The organism is Actinoplanes sp. TBRC 11911 (genome assembly GCF_012933445.1).
Classification (GTDB): Bacteria; Actinomycetota; Actinomycetes; order Mycobacteriales; family Micromonosporaceae; genus Actinoplanes.
Window position 1 is genome coordinate 1 of the sequence record NZ_JABBNC010000023.1, and the last position, 20062, is coordinate 20062.

The following is a 20062-nucleotide window of genomic DNA, read 5'->3' on the forward strand; positions in this document are numbered from 1 at the left end:
ACCCGCGGGGGCGTCGACGGTCCCGTCCGGGCCGACCACGACCGCGGCGGCCGCGTCGTCCTGGGTGGAGAAGATGTTGCAGGACACCCAGCGCACCTCGGCGCCGAGCTCGCGCAGCGTCTCGATCAGCACCGCGGTCTGCACGGTCATGTGCAGCGAACCGGCGATGCGAGCACCCTGCAGCGGCTTGTCGGTGCCGAACTCCTTACGCAGCGCCATCAGGCCGGGCATCTCGTGCTCGGCCAGGCGCAGCTGGTGACGACCAGCCTCGGCCAACTTGATGTCCGCAATCGCGAACTCCAGGCCGTTGACGGTCTGATACCGACGGTCAGTAGTCATGAAAGAGGGTCTCCTCCCTCGATCAGGGAGGCGCCCTTTCAGTCAGCTAGCCCAGCGGCCGAGCGTGGCGGATCCCACGATCCGTTGCAGCGCCTCTCGGCGGGGGCCCGTACAGTCTAGCCCCGGACTAGTCTTTGCGGACCGCCCCATGGGATTCGACTGGCAGGGTGCCTCGCGCATGAAGATCCAGACCCAGCTCACCGTCGTCGTGGCGGCCGTTGTGACCTTCGTCGTCGCGGTCGCCGGCGTGCTCATCGTCATGCGCAACGACAACCAGGCCACCGATCAGATCGACAACCTGCTATCCAGCAAGGCGGCCGCCGTACGGACGGCCGCGATTCAGTCCGGCAAGCTGCCCACCGACGGCACCTACGCCGTACGCCTCATCTCCGCCGGCAAGGTCGTCAAGCAGGTCGGCACGACGGCGCAACTCCCGCTGCCGACCAGCGACGGTTATACGAATGTGGCGGGTGGGGGCTCGGAGTGGCGGTCGCTCTCCGAGACGTTGATCAGCGGCGCGCAGATGCAGATTCTGGTCAGTCTGACGAACGTCCGCGAGCAGCACACGTCTAACGTGCTGAAGGTGGATCTCCTGGTTGTGCTCGCGGCGTTGCTCAGCGCCGCCGGAGTCTGGTTCGCGACGGGCCGCGTGCTGCGCCCGTTCCAGCGCTTGATCGCGGCGGCGCGCGGGTTGCGCCCCGGGGATCGGTTGCCCGAGGTGAAGAGTCCGCGGGAGGTGGCCGAGCTGTCCAGCACGCTGAACGCGATGCTGGACCGCGTCAGCACGGAGTCAGCTTCGGGCGAGGCGTGGGAGGCCGACGCGGTCACCCGGGAAGCACTCACGCCGGGCGACGCGGTCACCGGGGAAATAGTCATGCGCGCCGACCAGGGTGTCCCGGAAGCACCCGGGCCGGCGGACGCGGTCACGCGGGATAGGACGTCGCTGGCCGACTCGGTCACGCGGGAACTTCCCATGCATCCGGGCCCAGCACCGGATATTTCGGGAATGTCGGATGGGCGACGGCAGGCGAGCCGACCGCCCGAGAGGCAGCCGGAGATCGTTTCGACCGTGGAGCGACCGGTCGACGTCACGATCTGGCAGCCCGAGGGTGCTCGCGCCGCCGGTCCGCAGCCGGGTGGGCCGCAGGCCGAGGCGCTGGACCTGGACGGGCTCGATCTGAGCCTGCGGCCGCAGCTCGACGGCCTCGGCACCAACCTGGACGCCCTCATGGACAACCCGGACATGCCGGCCACCCAGCGCCACCTCATCCTCGCGCTGATGGCCGACGAGCACCGCGAGATTGTCGCCGAGCTGGATCGGCTGCGCGCCCGAAGCGAAGGCTGAAAAGCGTCACGCGAACGGGTCTAACAAACATCAAAGACCTTCCATAAAACCTCAAAAACCCCTCATCCTGTACGCGTGAAACCAGCGCACCGGATCCGCGAGATCGCCGCGCAAGCGGGCGTCAGCCAGGCCACCGTGGACCGCGTGCTGCACCACCGTGGGGGCGTCCGGGAAAGCACCATCGCCGACGTGCACCGGGCCATCGAGCAACTCGACTCGGACGGCCGCTCGCAGACCGCCACCGCCATCCAGATCGACGTGATCGCCCCGCCAGCGGTCCGGACCGCCCTGGAAGCCGAACTCCCCAGCCTGTGGCCCGCCGTGGTCCACGCCCGTTTCCACCACGGCGATCCCGAGGCGGCGCTGGCCAAGATCGCCCGCTCCCGCTCACAGGGCCTGATCATCCAGGCGGCCGTGCGCGGTGAGGCCGTGCGCGGTGAGGCCGTGCGCGGTGAGGCCGTGCGCGGTGAGGCCGTGCGCGGTGAGGCCGTGCGCGGTGAGGCCGTGCGCGGCTTCGCCGCGCAGGCCGAGGCCTCGGACGGCCGTAAAACGAACGCTCGTTCGTCATACGACCCCGCGGCGCACCGGCTCACCGGCATCCCGACGATCACGCTGCCGGCGCGGACCGACGCGGGGGCCACCGCTGCCTACCTGGTGGAGCAATGGCTGGCCGACCGCGCCGGTGACGTGCTGATCGTCGGCGGCCGGTCCGCGGACTTCGAGCGGGCCATGGCCGGGCACCGGCGCCTGCGGGAGGCCGCCGACGTCGACGCGGTTCGGGCGCTGCTCGACGACAACCCCTCGGTCCGGGCCGTCTACTCGCTTCTTCCCGGCGCGGCCAACAGCGCGATCGTCGAGGCTTTCCTGGACAGCCACCGCAACTACGACGTATTCGTGGGTAACGAGCTGGACAAGGAGAACGCCGAGCTGCTGCGGGCCCATCGCATCTCCGCTGTCCTGCACCGCGACCTGCGCGGCGACCTGCGGCGGGCGTGCCTGGCCCTGCTGCGGGCGCACCCCGAACCGGTCCGCGCCGCCGTCCAGGTCATCACGCCGCTGAACATGCCGCCGGAAGATTTTTAGGAGCGCCTGTCCGGATCCGCGTGGGCCGATCGTCACCCTGGTGAATCACGAACAAGGGAGACAACCATGAAGTACATGATGTTCGTCTGTGACGACACCGAGCCGGAGACCGACGAGACGCTGGTGCCGGACGTCGAGGTGTGGGTGGCCGAGCACGACGCCTCGGGCGCGCGGGTGCTGGGCAACAAGCTCGCGCCGCCGTCCGCGGCGACCACGGTCCGGGTGCGCGGCGGCGAGGTGCTGCTGAGCGACGGCCCGTTCGCCGAGACCAAGGAGGTGATCGTGGGCTTCGACATCCTCGAGGTCGCCGATCTGGACGAGGCGATCGCGGTGGTCGCCCGGCACCCGATGGCGCACGTCGGCCGGGTGGAGCTGCGGCCGTACGCCGACTGACATGGATCTCGTCGCGCAGGTCGGCCAGGAGTCATATGCCCGGATCGTCGCCACCCTCATCCGGGCGACCGGCGATTGGACCCTGGCCGAGGACTGCGCCCAGGACGCGCTGGCGGAGGCACTCGAGCGCTGGCCGCGCGAGGGCGTCCCGCGGAATCCGGGCGGCTGGCTCACCACGGTCGCCCGGAACCGCGCCATCGACGTCCTGCGCCGCTCGGCAGTGGAGACCCGCAAGTTGAAGGAGGTCGCGATGTTGTGGGGTGAGCAGCGGGAACAACCCGAGATCCAGGACGACCGCCTCCGGCTGATCTTCACGTGCTGCCATCCGGCGCTCGCCCTGGACGCCCGGGTCGCGCTCACGCTGCGTATCGTCGCGGGGGTCCCCACCCCGGACATCGCCCGCGCGTTCGTGGTCAGCGAGTCGACCATGACCAGGCGGATCACCCGGGCGAAGTCGAAGATCGCGGACGCCCGCATCCCGTACCGCGTGCCCGAGGGTGGTGCGCTCGTGGGGCGTCTCACCGGCGTACTGGGAGTGCTTTATCTGCTTTTCACCAGGGGTTATGACGCGGACGGTGAGCCGGCTTTCGCGGCCGAGGCGATCCGGCTGGCGCGGCTGCTCGGCGAGCTGATGCCGGACGAGCCCGAGGTGGCGTCGCTGCTCGCGTTGTTCCTGCTGCAGCACTCGCGCCGGCACGCCCGCCGGGACGCGGCCGGTGAGCTGGTCATGCTGGAACGGCAGGACCGGTCGCGATGGGATCACGCGGCGATCGCCGAAGCCCTCAAGATCCTTGCCCGTACGCCGGTGACCGGCCCCTATGCGCTGCAGGCCCGGATCGCGGCCTGCCACGCGAGCGCGGAAACGGCGGCGGGCACCGATTGGCGCTCGATCGCGCAGTGGTACGACGAGCTCGCGCGCGTGCAGCCGACGTCGGTGGTCGCGCTGAATCGGGCCGTCGCGCACGGGTACGCGTACGGGCCGCAAGCGGGCCTGGATCTCCTGGCCGAGGCCGACGGTGTGCCGGACGGCTACGCGCGAGCGGTCGAGGCCGATCTGAGCGCCCGGGCGGGTGATCAGGACCGGGCGGCCGAGCTGTTTAGGGAGGCGGCCCGGCAGGCGCCCTCCGAGGTCGAGCGCCGCGCCCTGCTGACCAGGGCCGACGAGGTCGGCGCAGCCACGCGTGATCGGCCGGACCGGCGCTGACGACTGATTCCCCATCCGGGGTCCGCGGCGCTGAACCGGGAAGCGTTAAGAGGCAGGCAGCGGCTGCCCCGGCATCCGCGAACGAGCGTTCGTTTTGCGGTGGGCTTCCTGTGCGGCTGTGCTGCGCCCGCGGATAAGCGAACGAGCGTTCGTTTTTGTCACTCTCTGCGCGGGCGAATCTCCGCACACGCGCGTGTGTCAGCCACCGCGCGGCGCAGATCCCGTCCGGCTTCGCGAGGGGGCGCCATCAAGCGACCCTTCGCCCGTTTTAGGGATACTTGCGCCGCCCCTTCTCGGATTCCCGCAGCCGGATTTCGAGACCTTGGAGAGTTAGGGCTCGTATATGGGCGTAACTCTCCAAGGTCTCCAAAACGGGCGGCCAACGACACTCGCAAAAACGGCGAGCGGGGATAAAACGACCGTCCTATTCGGATGATCGTCCGTCATGTGGATGAGCGTGACCACATTGTGGGACACCTCCAGGCGCGGCCGGCATGGCACCCGGTGTGGACCTTCGATCCTGGACCATCGCGACGGCGTACCCGTACGACTCATGGAGCAAATTTACGGCTTTATGCTGATTTGTCGGATAGGAGCAGCGGCGGTGACACCACCAACCAGGGAGTGCCCCGCGCTGTGGACCTACCGAGACACTCAAGCCGCCCCCGACGCGGCGCTCCGGCAGCACCGTGTACGGGACCGAACACGAGTCAAGAATCCAGCGCCGCAGGCAAGGCGGTTGAGGGCGTGCGGGCCTGCGCGTGATCGGCCGAGTCGGGGCTAGGCGGCGGCCAGGCGGTTCGAGGCGTCCAGGGCGCGCGTCGACCAGCGGACCGCGTCCATGAAGTGGCCGGCCAGATCCGACGTGCCGAATTCGCCGTTCTCGTACGCGTCGACCGCGCGCAACACCTGCCCGAGCGGCCCGGTCCCGTCGGTCAGCGCCGCGCTCACCTGCGGTGCCAGCGGGAACTGCTCGGCCATCGTGGCCGGCGTGACCATCAGCAGGTGCGCGACGCCGCTGATGACGCCGGCCATGAACGCGGCGTCCGGCGCGGCACCGAGCGAGTCCGCGACGTTCTCGCAGAGCCGGGCCCGGGTGAGCACGCCGAGCATGTGCTCGGCCGCGCCGCCGCCCACGTCGTCGAACATCATCAGGATCGCCCACTGCCGGATGTGCGGGAGCCCGACCATGACCACGGCCTGGCGCACCGAGGAGACCCGGTTGGCGTGCCCGGCCGCGGCCGAGTTGCTGGCCCGCAGCACGCGCAGCGACAACGCCGGGTCGCTCGCGATGATCTCCACGATGCGTTGCAGGTCGGGGTCGGCGGAGCTGAGCGCGGAGATCAGCTCGAGGCGGCGCAGCCGGGAGGGGGAGAGGCTGGCGACCGTCAGCACCTGGGGGTGGCTGAGCGCGTACCCCTGGCGCAGTTCCATGCCGTGGCGGTCGGCGATCGCGAGCTGTTCCTCGGTCTCCAGCCGCTCCGCCACGATCTTGATCTTCGGGTGGCGCCGGCATTCCGCGACGATCTCGTCGAGGTGTGCGAGGTCGCCGTCGAGCAGGTCCAGCTTCACGTACGAGGCCAGGCCGAACAGCGCCTCGTGCCCGGAGCCCCAGACGAAGTCGTCGAGCGCGATCTGATAGCCGGCCTCGCTGAGCGCGGTGACCCCGGCGACCACCGCGTCGTCGATCTCCACCGTCTCCAGCACCTCGAGCACGACCTGCCCCGGGCTGAACGGCAGGGCCAGCTCACCGGTGAGGAACTCGCGGGTCAGGTTGATGAAGCACAGCTTGTCGCCGGCCACCTCGCGGATGCCGAACTCGGTGAACGCGTTGATCAGCACCGACCCGGTCGCGTACGTGTCCTGACGGCCCGCCGCGACCGCGTCCATGCTGCCGCGGAACAGCAGCTCGTAGGCGACCACGTCGCCGCTGAGGTCGAAGATCGGCTGGCGCCCCACGTGGACGAGCTGGGTGCCTTCCGTCTGCTCCGCGTTTCTCACGAGTCCGCCTATCGGCCGCTACCGGGCGGACCTGACGTGTTTTCGCCGGACAGCCACCACGGGCTGGTGTAGGCGATGCCGAAGTCGTTGCAGGGGTGATGGTGTGGCCCCGGTGTCTTGTTGACCTTCTTCGGGTTGGACACCCGGATCACCACCCAGTCGCCGTCGGCGCGGTCCAGCGGAACGGTGAACTCCGTCGTCCGGCCGACTTCCGTATCGATCACGTCCACCACGTCGGGTGCCTCCGGTCCGGGCCGCAACACCTGCAACTTCACCGGTTTGCCCTGCCAGCTGTCACCGCGGTCGAGGTCGACCACGAACTTCACGTCACCCTTGGTGATCGGCAGGCTTCCCCCCATTCGTACGCCTCCGGCCAGCGCGTCGATCCGTAAACCGCTGATCCGGGTCGCGAAGAACCGCCGCGCCCGCATCGCCTCCTCGACGCCGGCCCGGGTGTTCTGCGCGACCCAGAGCCCGGTCCGCCCCTTGCCCTCGGTGAGTCCCCAGTCGTCGCCGTGCTCGTCGGTCACCCCGGTCAGGCCGGTGCGCCAGCCCGCGTTGAGGCAGGCGACCAGGGGAGACGTACGGCCGTCCGCCCATCCGTCGAAGAGGAAGTCGTCGCGCTGGTTGAACATCTCGAGCGCCACCATCCGGTCGCGCATCGCCGAGGCGTACGCGAAATCGTCGAAACGCACCAGCTGGCGCCCGGGGTGGTTGAAGCTGCTGAGGCCGCCGTGGCGGCTGATCCATTCGTAGAGGCCGGCCATGCTGTGCGACTCGTCGAGGTCGGTGAACTTGCCGGTGTACCAGACGTTGACGTGCCCGAGCAGCGGATGCGACCACTCGAAGCCGCGCAGCGCGGTGTAGTGGCCGGGGTCGTCGGCCGCGTCGGCGAGTTCGCCGGTGCGGTCCCAGTCCTTGTCGGACAGTCCCCGGATGCCCATCAGCGTGGCGTGGTCGGTCAGCGCGGCCACGTCGAGCCCGGCCGAGCGCATGGTGGCGAAGGCGATCTCCGGGTCGCCGCGGCCGTCCGACATGAGCGTGTGGTTGTGCAGGTCGGCGTGTACCAGCGTGGTGCCCTTGGTGATCCGGGAGGCGCGGTCGGCGCCGTGGCCGTGGTGGTAGCCGTCGGCGATCCCGGTAGTGCTCGCGCGCGCGGTGCCCGGGGCGGCGGCGAGCATGAGCAGGCTGCTCGCGGCCCCGCCGATGAGGGCGCGCCGGGTCACCGGATGGTCGTGCGGTGGCTGGTCGTGGTGGTGGCGTGTCACCTGGGGAGCATGTCAAGGGTCCGCCGGGGTACGTGGTGAAACGCCGAAGTCAGGGCAGGGTCGCCCGCCAGAGACCGTCGGCGGTCACCATGAGGAGGACATTGCCGGTGCCCGCTACCGCTACCGGGGTCGCCGGAGTGGCTTGCCGCCGCCCGTCGATCCAGAGGCCGTTGCCGACGAGCACAAGGTGGCTGCCGACCGCGGCGAGCGAGCGGACGCCGCCGGGATCACCCTCGTCGTACGGGTCCTGCGCCGACCACGTTCCGGCGTGCCAGCGCCAGGTGGCGAAGCGGGTGCCGCGGATGCCGGCGGCGATGACGTCGTCGCCGTAGCGGACCGCGCGCTGCAGTTCGTTGTAGCCGGTCGACGCCGGCGGGTCGGCCGCCCGCCAGATGACCGCGGGCAGGTCGGTCGGCGGCTGGACGGTGGCGATCCAGGCCGCCGGCTCCTGGTCGGCCGAGCCTCTGATCGCCGATCCGCCGACCACCATCCATCGGCCGTCGGGGAGGGGGACGACGTCGCGCGCCACCGTGGTCGTATCCGATTTTTCGGTCAACATGAACGTTTTTCCGTCGGCGGAGAACCAGGCGGCGGCCCCGCTCGTGCGGTTGCCCGCGATCGCGAACCCGGCCCGCCCTGCCTCGACCCGGTTCACGTCCACGGCCTCGTCCCCGCCGTACGTCTCGAACGGCGCGGCGTTCTCCCGCATGACGTCGCCGTCGAGCCGCCACGTGCTCACCCGCGGGTTGCCGTGTGCCCCACCCGGTACCGCGCCGAGCATGGCCACCCGCCCGGTCGCGCAGGCGACGCTGCCGATCTGCTGGAGCGGACCGTAGAAGCTGCCGGGCAGCGGCGTGAACGCGAGTTTCACCGCGCTCGCGCCGTTCGCTGCGGTCCCGGGTGGTGATGCGCCGGCCGACGGGCCGCGCCACGCCGCCGGGGCGCCGTCCTTGCCGCCCACCGCCAGCCATCGGCCGTCGCAGGCCGCCACGTCGCGCAACGTCGCCCCGGCGCTGTCCGGCAGCGGTATCCGGAGCCACATGTCGGACTTGGACGGCTTGTCGCACGAGCCGGCCGCCGCGATCATCAACAGCAGAGTGGCGCAAGAAAGCAAGAGGTTCATGCAATCACCGAGCAATCTGACGAAAATAGTCGACTGGACCTTGTGGACTACATCACAGCAACTCTATGGTCACCTCACCGTCACTCCCCTCTCCCGCTTACCAGAAATGAGTCTGCTGATGTTCCTCGAACTGAGGCGGGCCGGCGTGCCACCGCGCTGGACCGCCCTGGCCGCCGCGTCGGCGGTCGGCCTGAGCATCGTGCTCAGCGCGGCCCACCCCGCACTCGCCGGCGCGGCCGGCGGCGCTCATGGTGCCGCCGGCCGTGTGACGGCCAAGCCGGCCGTGACTCGGGCCGCCATCGACCCCGCGCTGACCGCCGGCCGTGGCGCCACCGTCCCCTTTGCCGAGCAGGAAGCCGAGAAGGCGGCCACCAACGGCACCGTCATCGGCCCCGACCGCACCGCCTACACCCTGCCGTCCGAGGCCTCCGGCCGGTCCGCGGTCCGGCTCACCCCCGGCCAGTACGTCGAGTTCACCGTGCCCAAGGCCGCCAACGCGATCACCGTGCGGTACTCCATTCCGGACGCCCCGACCGGCGGCGGCATCACCGCGCCGCTGACCGTCAAGGCCGGCTCGACCACCCGCACCATGCCGCTGACCTCGCAGTACGCCTGGCTCTACAACCAATATCCGTTCAGCAACGACCCGAACGGCGACCTGCTGCACCCGGACTGGTGGATCACCGAGTGCGCCTGCGTGCCGGCCGCGACCACCCCGGCTCCGGTGATCACCAAGCCGTTCCGGCCCAGCCACTTCTACGACGAGCAGCGCCTGCTGCTGGGCAAGACCGTCAAGGCCGGCGAGAAGATCAGGCTGACCGCCTCGAAGGGCGCCGCCTGGACCGTGATCGACCTGCTCGACTCCGAAATGGTCGGTCTCCCGCATGTCGACCTCGTCGCGGCCAACGTGCTGCTGTTCGGCGCCGACCCGACCGGCAGGCGTGATTCGGCGGACGCGTTCGACAGGGCCATCGCGTACGGGAAAAAGCATGGTTTGAAGGTCTATGTTCCGCCGGGCGTCTTCCAGGTGAACCGGCACATCATGGTCGACAATGTGACGATCGAGGGCGCCGGCAGCTGGTACACGATCGTCAAGGGCCACGAGGTCGCGCTTTCGACGCCCGCCCCGGACGGCTCGGTGCACACCGGTGTGGGTTTCTACGGGGCGAACAGCCGCAACGTGCATCTCTCCGGCTTCGCGATCGAGGGTGACGTCCGCGAGCGGATCGACACCGACCAGGTCAACGGCATCGGCGGCGCGATGAGCGACTCGACGATCGACGGCCTCTACATTCACCACACCAAGGTGGGCCTGTGGTTCGACGGCCCGATGTCGAACGTCAAGGTCACCAACAACGTGATCACCGACCAGATCGCCGACGGCCTGAACTTCCACATCGGGGTGACCGACTCGCTGGTGCGCAACAACTTCGTCCGGAACACCGGGGACGACGCCCTGGCCATGTGGGCGGAGAAGACGACCAACGCGCGGAACACGTTCGATCACAACACGGTCCAGACGCCGGTCCTGGCGAACGGCATCGCGATCTACGGTGGCACCGACAACACCGTCTCGAACAACCTGGTGGCCGACCCGATCCGGGAGGGCAGCGCGATCCACGCCGGTTCCCGGTTCGGAGCCGAGCCGTTCGCCGGGGTCCTGAAGATCACCGGGAACACCACGGTGCGCGCGGGGACGTACGAGCTGAACTGGAACATCGGTCTTGGCGCCATCTGGATCTACGCGCTGGAGAAGAACATCGACGCCGACATCGAGGTGGTCGGCGACAACTTCCTCGACAACACGTACAACGCGATCATGATGGTCGCGGACTTCCCGGTGAAGGACCTGTACTCGATCACCAACGCCCATTTCAAAGACATCAAGATCGACGGCGCCGGTACGAGTGTGCTCAGCGCCCGGGTCGGCGGTGGTGCCACGTTCGAGAACGTGGACGCCCGCAACGTCGGCGCGGTCGGCGTGAACAACTGCGGCCGGTTCAACTTCCCGGCCACCGGCTCCGAGTTCAGCGTGACCGACCTGGGCGGCAACGACGGCGGCTGGCTGCAGCCGTGGATGCTGCCGAACACGATCACGTGCGATGACCGCCCGCCGGTGGTGGCGCCTCCGGCACCGTCGCCCTGGTGAGCCGTGCGCTGGCCCCGTCCGGGTAATTCGGATGGGGCCATCGCCGTCTTGATAGCCTGGTCCGTCTCGTCATCGTCGTCGACGGAGGAAGTGTTGAGTCAAACTTTGCTGGTGACGGGTGGTGCCGGTTTTGTCGGTTCCGCTCTCATCAAGGCCTTGCTGACCGACTTCCCCGCGGCGGCGATCGTCTCGCTGGACAACTACTTCACCGGCACGCCGTCGAACCACGTCAACGACCCCCGGGTGACGTATATCGACGGTTCCACGGTCGACATCGCCAAGACCTGGGCGTCACGCGGGTTGCCCAGCCCCGAGATCGTCTTCCACATGGGGGAGTATTCGCGGATCGTCACCTCGTTCGACGACCACGACCTGACCTGGGACTTCAACCTCCTCGGCACCAAAGAGGTGGTCAAGTTCGCGTCCGCGCGCGGCGCCAAACTGATCTACGCGGGCTCCAGCTCGAAGTTCGGCAACGACGGCCAGGACGAGAACCTCAACCCGTACGCCTGGACCAAGGCGAAGAACATCGAGTACATCCGTAACTACGCGACGTGGTACGGGCTCGACTACGCCATCACGTACTTCTACAACGTGTACGGGCCGGGCCAGATCGTCAGCGGCAAGTACGCCACGGTCATCGGCATCTTCGAAGACAAATACCTGCACGGCGAGCCGCTTCCGGTGGTCTCGCCGGGCACCCAGACCCGCGATTTCACCCACATCGACGACATCGTCCGCGGAATCGTGCTGGTCGCGCAGAAGGGCAGCGGCGACGGTTACCTGCTCGGGGCCGGTCACGAGTGGCCGCTCCTCGAGGTCGCGAAGATGTTCGGGGTGGCGTACGAGATGATCCCGGCCCTGCCCGGCGAGCGGGAGCGCGGCCAGGCCGACATCACCAAGGCGGCCGGCCTCGGCTGGCAGCCCGAGCACCGCCTGCCCGACTACATCGCGGCGTTCGTGGCGGCCCACCCGATGTAAGGACTGAGTTATCAGTCACTCCTGTCGCCGCTGGGCACGTGCGCACGGTTGACTAGGGCAAGTGCGTCGTGGCTTGACTTTCATCCTGGCAGTCGCCTGCGGTCTGACCGTAGCGAATCTCTACTACTCGCAGCCCCTGCTCGACCTGGTGTCGCACGACTTCGGCGTCAGCCAAGGCGCGGCCACCGTCGTGGTCACGCTGACCCAGATCGGGTACGCGCTGGGCCTGCTCTTCCTGGTCCCGCTGGGTGACCTTCTGGAGAACCGCAAACTCGCCGTCCGCCTGCTGTTCGGCACGGCCGCGGCGGTGCTGCTGGCCGGGCTCGCACCGGCGTACTCCGTCTTCCTGATCGTCGCCGTCCTGGTCGGCACCACATCGGTGGTGGCGCAGGTGCTGATGCCGCTGGCCGCCCACCTGGCGCCGCCGGAACAACGCGGCGCGCTGGTCGGCAAGGTGATGAGCGGCCTGCTCACCGGCATCCTGCTGGCCCGCACGGTGTCCAGCTTCGTGGCCGACCTGTGGGGCTGGCGCACGATCTACTTCATCTCGGCCGGGCTCATGATCGTGCTGGCCCTGGTGCTGCGCCGGATGCTCCCGGAGCGCAAGCCCGAGCACACCGCCGGTTACGTGTCGCTGCTGCGCACGGTCGGCACGCTGGCCCGGACGGAGCCCGCCCTGCGCCGCCGGGCCTTCTGCCAGGCGATGATGTTCGGCGCGTTCACCGCGTACTGGACCGCCATCGCCTACGAGCTGATCAGCGAGCACGCCTTCAGCCAGGGCGAGATCGCCATCTTCGCGCTGGTGGGGGCCGGTGGCGCGGCTGCCGCCCCGCTGGGCGGCCGGTTGGCGGACCGCGGCTGGGGCCAGAAGGCCAGCGGCGCCGCCCTGGCGCTGGCGTCGCTCATGCTGATCCTCGCGGCCGTGGGTCACCGCAGCGTCATCATCCTGGCGGTGGCCGGCGTCCTGCTGGACTTCGCGGTGAACTCGCACCAGGTGATGAGCCAGCACGAGATATACGCCCTGCGCGGGGATGCCCGGGCCCGCATCAACACGGTGTTCATGACCTCGGTCTTCACGGGCGGCGCGATCTCGTCGGCCCTGACCGGCGTCCTGCACGCGCGGTATGGGTGGACGGGGGCGTGCCTGCTGGGCGCGGCTCTGCCCTTGATCGGGCTGGCGGTCTGGGCGCGCGGGCGGTGGACGGCCCGCGTCACCGAGACCCGCAACGCCGAGGCGGCGGCCGAGCTGGCCCCGTCCGTCTGACGGCTGCTCACCGGGCCGGGGCCGCATGGTCCCGGCCCGACGAAACGGGGCTTCTTGCCCCGCTGCGCCGCCGTTCGTGGCCGCGGCGTGCATGCACGCCTCGTCGGCCGGCTCACGATGTGGGAGCTGTGTCCGTTGTGCGGAACTGTTCAGCTGGTTCTCGCGACGCTCACCCTCCGATGCGTTGGCCTTGCGTGGCTGACCTGAGGGCCGTCGCTGTGGGGAGCTGGGACGTTCCGGCCGTGGCGGGTGCCCACACCTGCTGTGGGTCGCCGCGGTGTGGGGAACCGCAGCCTCCCCGGCGTTGCGATTCCCCACACGTGGGTGGGGGTGGCCGTGGTGTGGGGAGCCAGGGCCTTCCCGGCGTTGCGATTCCCCACGCGTGGGTGGGGGTGGCCGTGGTGTGGGGAGCCAGGGCCTTCCCGGCGTTGCGATTCCCCACGCGTGGGTGGGGGTGGCCGTGGTGTGGGGAGCCAGGGCCTTCCCGGCGTTGCGATTCCCCGCACGTGGGTGGGGGTGGCCGTGGTGTGGGGAGCCAGGGCCTTCCCGGCGTTGCGATTCCCCGCACGTGGGTGGGGGTGGCCGTGGTGTGGGGAGCCACGGCCTTCCCGGCGTTGCGACTGCCCACACCCGGGTGGGGGGCGCCCATTGGGGGGAGCTGGGACCTGCCCGGGCCTGGCGGCGTCGCCTCGCACGGGACTCCCGGCCGACGGAACCAGCTGAACAGTTCCGTTGTGCGGGACTGGCGTCCACATTGTGGCTGCGGGTCCGCGATGTGGGATTCGCGTCCACAGTAGATATTCTTTCCTCCCCTTTGGCGGCTTTTGTTCGCTCGGTTTTCGCGCTGTTTCGTGGACCTTGGATACTTATGGCTGGCATATGGGCGCAACTCTCCAAGGTCGCGGGAAAGTCCAGAACGTGGTGGCTGTCGCCCACATAGTGGGACCGAGTGACGCCCGATCACGTCATCGTGCAGGGGCGCGCGTCCGGCGGCTAGGGCCAGGCCACTTCTACATGTGCGGCATGATCCCCAACGCCGAGGCGGGATACCCGGCGATGCGGCCGCGGCCCCGCAGCCAAAGGCTTGCGGCCACAGTTGCGTGGCACCTCTTATAGCTTGACCCAGGAACCTGTCTTGACCGAGCGGGTCATCGCGTCCAGCGCCTCGGCGCTGCGGATCGCGTCGGTCAGGGTCGCGCCGTGTGGCTTGTTGTCGGCAATGGAGAGCAGGAAGCGGTGCGCCTCGATCACCTTGAGGTCGTCGAAGCTCATCGGGATTCCGGCGCCGGGCTGGAACGAGCCGAACTCGCCGTCGTGCGGGCCGACGTGGATGGTGCGGTTGGGTTCGTCCTGGTAGGACGTTCCGGTGCTGAGGACCAATTCGCCCATGCGGCGGAAGTCCCAGTACAGGGCGCCGTGGGTGCCGTGGATCTCGAAGCCGTAGCTGTTCTGCTCGCCCACGGCCACCCGGCTGCAGTCGAGGGTGACGCGGGCGCCGCTGGTCAGGCGCATCAGGCAGCCGAGGTAGTCGTCGTTCTCGACCAGGCCGACCGCGCCGCCGCCGCGCTGGTGGCCCTCGGTCGCGGCCAGCGGGCGGGGGCGTTCCGGGATGAAGATCGCCGTGTCCGCGATGAGCTCGTCGATCTCGCCTAACAGGTATCGGACGAGGTCCACGCCGTGCGAGCCCAGGTCGCCAAGGACGCCGTTGCCGCCGCGGTCGCGTTCGAAACGCCAGCTCAGCGCGCCTTCCGGGTGGGCCGCGTAGTCGCTGAGCAGCCGGAAGCGAGCATGCGTCGGCACCCCGATTTCCCCATTTTTCACGATGTCTCGGGCTTTTTCGACGGCGGGTGCGTTGCGATAGTTGAAGCCGACCGTGACCTGAACGTCGCCGACGATCGCGCGGGCGTCGTCCGCTGTCAAACCCACCGGCTTCTCGATCCAGATGTGCTTGCCCGCGCTCGCGAACGCCGCACCCATCTCGCGATGCAGGAAGTTCGGCGCCGTGATGCTGACCGCCTGGATCCGCGGGTCGTCGACGAGTTGCCGCCAGTCGTCGGTGGCGGTGCTGAACCCGAACAGCTCGGCGGCCGCCTCCGCCCGGCCCGGCACGTCGTCGGCCACCGCGATGAACTCCGGCCGTAGGGCGTCCGGATAGTGGTGCCGCACCCGTGCGTACGCCTGCGCGTGCACCCGTCCCATCCAGCCGAAGCCCACGACCCCGATCCCGATCATTCCCCGATCGTACGGGCGACGCCCGGTGAGCCAATAGCAACGGTACGTGTTCTAGGCTTCTCATTCATGGCCCGCGTGACATCGACGGACGGAACTTCGCTGTGGTACGCCACGGCCGGTACCGGGCCGCCGCTGATCCTGGTCGGCGGCGGGCTTGACGACGGTGCCGAGAACGCGCCGTTGATGCCCCTGCTCGCGGACAGGTCCACGGTCTACAACTACGCCCGCCGGGGCCGGGGCCGGAGCGAAGACACCCTCCCGTACGCCGTCGCGCGCGAGATCGAAGACCTGGGCGCCCTGATCTCGGTGGCCGGCCGGGCGGTGCACCTGTTCGGGGCTTCGTCGGGTGGGGCGCTGGCGTTGCACGCGGCCGCGGCCGGGCTGCCGGTCGAGCGGGTCGCCGTCTATGAAGTCCCGTATATGACGAGCTCTTCGATGGTGACGGCGTTCCAGGCGTACGGGAGGGAACTTGCGGTCTTGCTGAAATCGGGACAGCACGGCGCGGCAGTCGAGCTGTTCATGCGGCTGGCCGGCGCCCCGGACGCGGACATCGCGGCGGCCCGGCAGGCGCCCGTGTGGCCGGGGCTGGAACGGCTGGCGCCGACGCTGGCCTACGACGCGGCCTGCCTCGGCGACGGGGGTGTGCCGGTGCGCATGCTGGCGCGGGTCAAGGCGCCGGTGCTGGTGGCGACCGGCGCCCTTTTCGAGGAGGCCGCGGATATGGCGGTCGACGCGTTGCCGGACGCCACGCGGCTGGTGATCACCGGGCAGGGGCACGTCGCCGATCCGGCTTTCCTGGCGCCGCTGCTGGCCGACTTCTTCCTGCGCTAGCTCTTTCTTCTTGCCGCGCTAGCTCTTCGAGGCCTGATAGATGTTCGCGATCGAGGCGTCCAGCGTCTCGTCGAAGTCGTCGTCGGTCTGGTCGCGGCGCAGGCCCTCGGTCAGCGCCCGCGAGAAGCTGGCGATCAGGTGGTGGTTGCGGGCCAGCCGGGCGTCGGCGTCCCGCTGGGAGTAGCCGCCGGAGAGCGCGACCACGCGCAGCACCTTGGGATGCGTGATCAGCTCGCCGTAGAAGTCGTCCTCGCTGGGGATCGACAGCTTCAGCATCACCCGACGCCCCTCGTCGATCGACGGCAGCCGCTCCAGGATGCCCCGTTTGAGCAGCTCCTCGGCGTCCGCCTTGTCCGAGATCGTGATGTCGACCTCGGGCTCCAGAATCGGCACCAGGCCGGCGTCGAGGATCTCCGCGGCGTACGCGAACTGCTGGTCGAGCACCGCAGCGATCCCGGCCCGGTCGGCGGCGCGGATGAACGACCGCATCTTGGTCCCGAAGACGCCGTGGTTGCCGGCCCGCTCCAGCACCGAGCCCAGCTTGGTGAACGGCTTCATGAGCTGCACGCCGTCCTTCTCCTCGGCGAGCCCCTCATCGACCTTGACGAACGGGACGACGTGGCGGCGCTCCCAGAGGTACGTCGGGGTGGCGATGCCCGCGACGTCGCGCCCCATGGTCTGCTCGAAGAGAATCGCCCCGAGCACCCGCGAACCGTCGAAGGGCGGAGCGGTGATGATCCGCTCCCGGAACTCGTGCATGAGGTCAAACATCTCGGCGTCGGTCGAGTAGGCCGTCTCGGGCACACCGTAGAGCCGCAGCGCCTTGGGCGTGCTGCCCCCACTCTGATCGAGCGCGGCGAGGAAACCAGAGCCGTCCGCGATCCGCGCCCACTGCTCCTGATCCATTGGCCAAGCTTGGCACCAATACCACAAATCGACAATGTGGGGAAGATCTAGAATTCGTTTCGGCGCTCTCGCGTTTGACCTGGTCAAGCGTGGTTTTGCGGTTTCCTCACCCGGTCGCGATGTTGATCAGGACGCCGATCGGGATCGAGATGGCGACCCGGCCCCAGAAGCTCAGGATGCTCGACCGCCGGGCCCGGATCTCCTCGGCCCGGAGCTGGTCCCGCAGGGCGTTCATCTCCCCGGTCAGAACATCGATCGCCGTGACGAGTGACTCGCGTGTCCGCGCCTGGCCTCGCTCGACGTCGGCGGCCGAGGGCAGGTGTCCGAGACGTTCGTCGAGCTTGGCGAGGAAGGCCTCGATGAGCGCCGCCTGCTCCTCGCGCGGCACCGAGCCGAGCTCAAGAGAGTCGCCACCGAGTTCGATGTGGATCGCCCGCGTCCGGTCACGCGTAAGCCACTCGGTGAGCATCCGAACCATGTCGAGCGCGTCCACAATCGCCAGCACCGCGAGGGCAAGGGCACCGACCGCGGCCCAAACCCGCAGCGCATCGGGAAGAAACCACGCCGCGACTCCCAGGGCCGTGGACGCGGCGAGGACCAGCGCATAGTTCCGAAGCGGCCACGGCGGCGTCATGGTCGCATCGTACGGACGCCACTCAGAGTGTGCGCGAACCTTGCTCGTCCGCAGGCGCTGTGTGCATCAGCTCACGGTCGGCGTCGCCGCGTGGCGCCTGGGCGCCCGCCGCTGGGCAGCTTTGCAGCAGCCGACAGAGGCGTTTGCCCTGGTAAAGGAGTGCCCCCGGTAGGAATCGAACCTACGACACACGGTTTAGGAAACCGATGCTCTATCCCCTGAGCTACGAGGGCGTGCGCCCCATATCGTACCTAGCTGGGGGTTCTCACGAGTGCCCGGGCGTCCCGTCGGGTGCCTACGGGTGCCGTCCGGTCCGTTCGGGCGGGGTCGTCGCTGGTCGGAGGACAGGCGGAGAAATTGCGGGCACACCCGTAACTGGTTGCCCAGCGGTGACCGCGGGTGCCCATCACTGATCTCGGCTCCTATCCACTCGCCGAGCAAATCCGGGGCGTTTGTGTCTCGCTCAGTCTTTGCGCGGTCGACTTGATGTTCGCGAGGGAGCGAGCGATCGTTCGTGCGCGCCCAGGGGCCGGTCCTCGTCGACGAGTGGCAGCGCGAACCGGCAGTCTGGGACTTTGTACGGCGCAGCGTCGACCGTAGTCCCGCACCAGCCCGGTTCCTGTTGACCGGCAGCGCCACCCCCACGTCCGCGCCGACACATTCCGGAGCCGGGCGCATCGTCCAGCTCCGGGTGCGACCGATGAGCCTTGCCGAGCGGGCCCTGGCCGAGCCGACGGTCAGCCTTGGGGAACTGCTCACCGGACGGCGGCCGGCCGTGGGCGGAAGCACTGCGCTGAACCTGGTCGACTACGCCGAGGAGATCGTGCGCTCCGGATTCCCCGCCATCCGTCAACTGCCGCCGCGCGCTCGCCGGGCACAGGGCGCTGGAGCTGTTCCGCCAGGCCGCGGGGTTTGGCGGTGAGGTCGGCAGGGACGCTCAGGTCGGCATCGCGGAGCAGCTCTACGAGCTGCATCGTGATCAGGAAGCGGACGAGGTCCAGCGTGCCCTGCGGGCAGAACTGGACGACCAACCCAGCGGCCTGGGAACTGTGCGAGTTTTCGATGACATGACTGAGATGCTGTCCGACGCCGGTCAAGACCACCTGGCCCTCGATTGGTGCCAGGCCGGAGTGGATCGGGCGGTCGAAGCCGGCGACGACCCGGGGGTCGAGGAGCGCCGGCACGCGCTGCTCGTCAGCCGCTCCTACCTGCGGGAGAGGCTGGGCGTAGAGCTCGACGAGGACGATCTTGCAGCGCGAGGGGAGGCAGACTCGTCGTTGGCGCAACTCGCAGCGACGATTCGCGAGACGCTGGAACCTTTCCAGCCGGGCAGTGATGTCTACTCAGCCCGTGACGAGGAGGCGTTCGACGGGATCGTCCTGCGGTGGGTTCGAGCGGACTTCCGCGCGGTCCGCTCGCGCTGGCCAGAATCGACGAATACCTATGGAGACAATTACGAGACGTACGCCGGGCGGATCCAGCAGGAGGCCCGCTTGTATGAACAGTCAGGCGCGACCCGGGTTCGCCTGATATCCGGAAGCCTTGCGGACTACGAGGCGTACGCGAAGGCGCAGCAACGCGATCCGGCCGCCCCGTCGACCCGCCGAGACTATGGCGAATGGTGCGCCAAGGCGCGGCCCGACCGGGTACGGCTCTGGCCGCCCGAGCGTAACGAGGCGTGCTGGTGCGATTCGGGACGTAAGTACAAGAAATGTTGCGGAGCACCAGCCCGCAACTAACGCTCTCGATGGGTGTTTCCACAGGCTGGTCACCTGTCATGGCGTGGAGTCCCTGTGCCGTTGGAGGGTCGGAGTCTCGCTGTCGTACGCCCTGTCCTCCAGATCCTGGAGCGGCCGATGCAGGTGCTCTCGGGGCTGTCCGTGAAACGGATCCACGTGCTATGCGTGATCGATGCGAGTTGCGGCGAGTTCGGGGAATCGCTGCTCCCAGCGCCGCCGGAGCTGTGGTGGTAGCCAGAGTGTGGGCCAGAGCCGGAGAAGTAAGTCGCCGGACAGCCAGGTATTCAGGTCCTCGGCGGTTGCTGCCTCGGTGAGCACCACCTTGTACATGCTGGCCAAGAGCGCGGGCCGGTCGAGGTTGTACTCGGGTTTACCGGACCAGTCGAGGTGGTGCGGCAACGTGACTACGCCGCGGGTTGGGCCGCTCAACGAGGCGAGCGTGTCGGCCACGACGTAGGGCTTTCGATCTCCGTACGGGAGGTAGCCCGCCGGCGGCCCGGACACTCGCCCGTCCCGCCTTGTGCTGACGTCCTTCGCGGGCTCGTCCACGCCTTCAGCGTACTGGCACTG

The 20062-nt window shown here is 69.0% G+C and carries 18 protein-coding genes, 1 tRNA gene and 1 riboswitch; of the genes, 10 read left to right on the forward strand and 9 right to left on the reverse strand.

Annotated features, from left to right (window positions below; all coding sequences use genetic code 11):
- Positions 1 to 339: adenosylhomocysteinase (locus tag HH310_RS26940; RefSeq protein WP_211192680.1), on the reverse strand; the 339-nt coding region annotated here is incomplete at its 3' end.
- Positions 340 to 360: 21 nt separating this feature from the next.
- Positions 361 to 443: riboswitch (S-adenosyl-L-homocysteine riboswitch) on the reverse strand.
- 74 nt (positions 444 to 517) lie between these two features.
- Between HH310_RS26940 and HH310_RS26945 the strand changes: the two genes are divergently transcribed.
- The 4 genes from HH310_RS26945 (at position 518) to HH310_RS26965 (ending at position 4364) form a co-directional block, all read left to right on the forward strand.
- Positions 518 to 1684, forward strand: a complete 1167-nt coding sequence (locus tag HH310_RS26945; protein ID WP_169178462.1) for a HAMP domain-containing protein — start codon at positions 518 to 520, stop codon at positions 1682 to 1684.
- 75 nt (positions 1685 to 1759) lie between these two features.
- Positions 1760 to 2767 carry a LacI family DNA-binding transcriptional regulator gene (locus HH310_RS43285; RefSeq protein WP_211192681.1) on the forward strand — a complete coding sequence of 336 codons (1008 nt, stop codon included), beginning with the start codon at positions 1760 to 1762 and terminating at the stop codon, positions 2765 to 2767.
- 66 nt (positions 2768 to 2833) lie between these two features.
- Entirely contained in the window at positions 2834 to 3160 is a 327-nt protein-coding gene (locus HH310_RS26960) for a YciI family protein (protein WP_169178463.1), read from the forward strand.
- Between the two features lies 1 nt (position 3161).
- On the forward strand, positions 3162 to 4364 hold the full coding sequence (locus HH310_RS26965) for an RNA polymerase sigma factor (protein WP_169178464.1): 1203 nt from the start codon (positions 3162 to 3164) through the stop codon (positions 4362 to 4364).
- 780 nt (positions 4365 to 5144) lie between these two features.
- Here HH310_RS26965 and HH310_RS45480 read toward each other — a convergent pair.
- From HH310_RS45480 to HH310_RS26980, 3 genes are read right to left on the reverse strand one after another with little or no spacing between them, the layout of a single operon-like run.
- The gene (locus tag HH310_RS45480) at positions 5145 to 6365 is read right to left on the reverse strand and encodes an EAL and HDOD domain-containing protein (protein WP_169178465.1); all 1221 of its coding nucleotides are present in this window, start codon (positions 6363 to 6365) and stop codon (positions 5145 to 5147) included.
- 8 nt (positions 6366 to 6373) lie between these two features.
- Positions 6374 to 7633, reverse strand: coding sequence for a CehA/McbA family metallohydrolase (locus HH310_RS26975; RefSeq protein WP_312034342.1), 1260 nt, complete (start codon positions 7631 to 7633; stop codon positions 6374 to 6376).
- Between the two features lie 49 nt (positions 7634 to 7682).
- Positions 7683 to 8756: a hypothetical protein gene (locus HH310_RS26980; protein WP_169178466.1), complete on the reverse strand. Its 1074-nt coding sequence runs from the start codon at positions 8754 to 8756 to the stop codon at positions 7683 to 7685.
- 118 nt (positions 8757 to 8874) lie between these two features.
- Between HH310_RS26980 and HH310_RS26985 the strand changes: the two genes are divergently transcribed.
- The 3 genes from HH310_RS26985 to HH310_RS26995 all read left to right on the forward strand — a co-directional run bounded on the left by HH310_RS26985 (position 8875) and on the right by HH310_RS26995 (position 13150).
- Complete coding sequence (locus HH310_RS26985) at positions 8875 to 10905, forward strand: glycosyl hydrolase family 28-related protein (protein WP_169178467.1); 2031 nt, start codon at positions 8875 to 8877, stop codon at positions 10903 to 10905.
- Positions 10906 to 11016: 111 nt separating this feature from the next.
- Complete coding sequence (locus tag HH310_RS26990) at positions 11017 to 11886, forward strand: NAD-dependent epimerase/dehydratase family protein (protein WP_312034343.1); 870 nt, start codon at positions 11017 to 11019, stop codon at positions 11884 to 11886.
- Between the two features lie 73 nt (positions 11887 to 11959).
- Positions 11960 to 13150 (forward strand): MFS transporter, encoded by a 1191-nt coding sequence (locus HH310_RS26995; RefSeq protein ID WP_248294454.1) that lies wholly within the window; start codon positions 11960 to 11962, stop codon positions 13148 to 13150.
- Positions 13151 to 14260: 1110 nt separating this feature from the next.
- Here the strand turns inward: HH310_RS26995 and HH310_RS27000 are convergent.
- Positions 14261 to 15382: a Gfo/Idh/MocA family protein gene (locus tag HH310_RS27000; protein ID WP_169178469.1), complete on the reverse strand. Its 1122-nt coding sequence runs from the start codon at positions 15380 to 15382 to the stop codon at positions 14261 to 14263.
- A gap of 66 nt (positions 15383 to 15448) precedes the next feature.
- On the opposite strand from HH310_RS27000, the gene HH310_RS27005 reads away from it, so the two are divergent.
- Positions 15449 to 16213, forward strand: a complete 765-nt coding sequence (locus tag HH310_RS27005; RefSeq protein ID WP_169178470.1) for an alpha/beta fold hydrolase — start codon at positions 15449 to 15451, stop codon at positions 16211 to 16213.
- An 18-nt stretch (positions 16214 to 16231) separates the two neighbouring features.
- Here HH310_RS27005 and HH310_RS27010 read toward each other — a convergent pair whose 3' ends face one another.
- From HH310_RS27010 to HH310_RS27020, 3 genes are all read right to left on the reverse strand, one after another.
- Positions 16232 to 17119: a fructose bisphosphate aldolase gene (locus HH310_RS27010; protein ID WP_169178471.1), complete on the reverse strand. Its 888-nt coding sequence runs from the start codon at positions 17117 to 17119 to the stop codon at positions 16232 to 16234.
- Between the two features lie 106 nt (positions 17120 to 17225).
- A complete protein-coding gene (locus HH310_RS27015; RefSeq protein ID WP_169178472.1) occupies positions 17226 to 17753 on the reverse strand; it encodes a hypothetical protein in 528 nt (175 codons plus the stop codon).
- 160 nt (positions 17754 to 17913) lie between these two features.
- Positions 17914 to 17986, reverse strand: a tRNA-Arg gene (locus HH310_RS27020).
- 281 nt (positions 17987 to 18267) lie between these two features.
- Here HH310_RS27020 and HH310_RS27025 point away from each other — a divergent pair.
- Complete coding sequence (locus HH310_RS27025) at positions 18268 to 18675, forward strand: AAA family ATPase (protein ID WP_169178473.1); 408 nt, start codon at positions 18268 to 18270, stop codon at positions 18673 to 18675.
- Between the two features lie 145 nt (positions 18676 to 18820).
- Positions 18821 to 19492 carry an SEC-C domain-containing protein gene (locus HH310_RS27030; RefSeq protein ID WP_169178474.1) on the forward strand — a complete coding sequence of 224 codons (672 nt, stop codon included), beginning with the start codon at positions 18821 to 18823 and terminating at the stop codon, positions 19490 to 19492.
- 159 nt (positions 19493 to 19651) lie between these two features.
- On the opposite strand, the gene HH310_RS27035 is transcribed toward HH310_RS27030, so the two are convergent.
- Complete coding sequence (locus tag HH310_RS27035) at positions 19652 to 20041, reverse strand: hypothetical protein (RefSeq protein ID WP_312034344.1); 390 nt, start codon at positions 20039 to 20041, stop codon at positions 19652 to 19654.
- Positions 20042 to 20062: the final 21 nt, after the last annotated feature.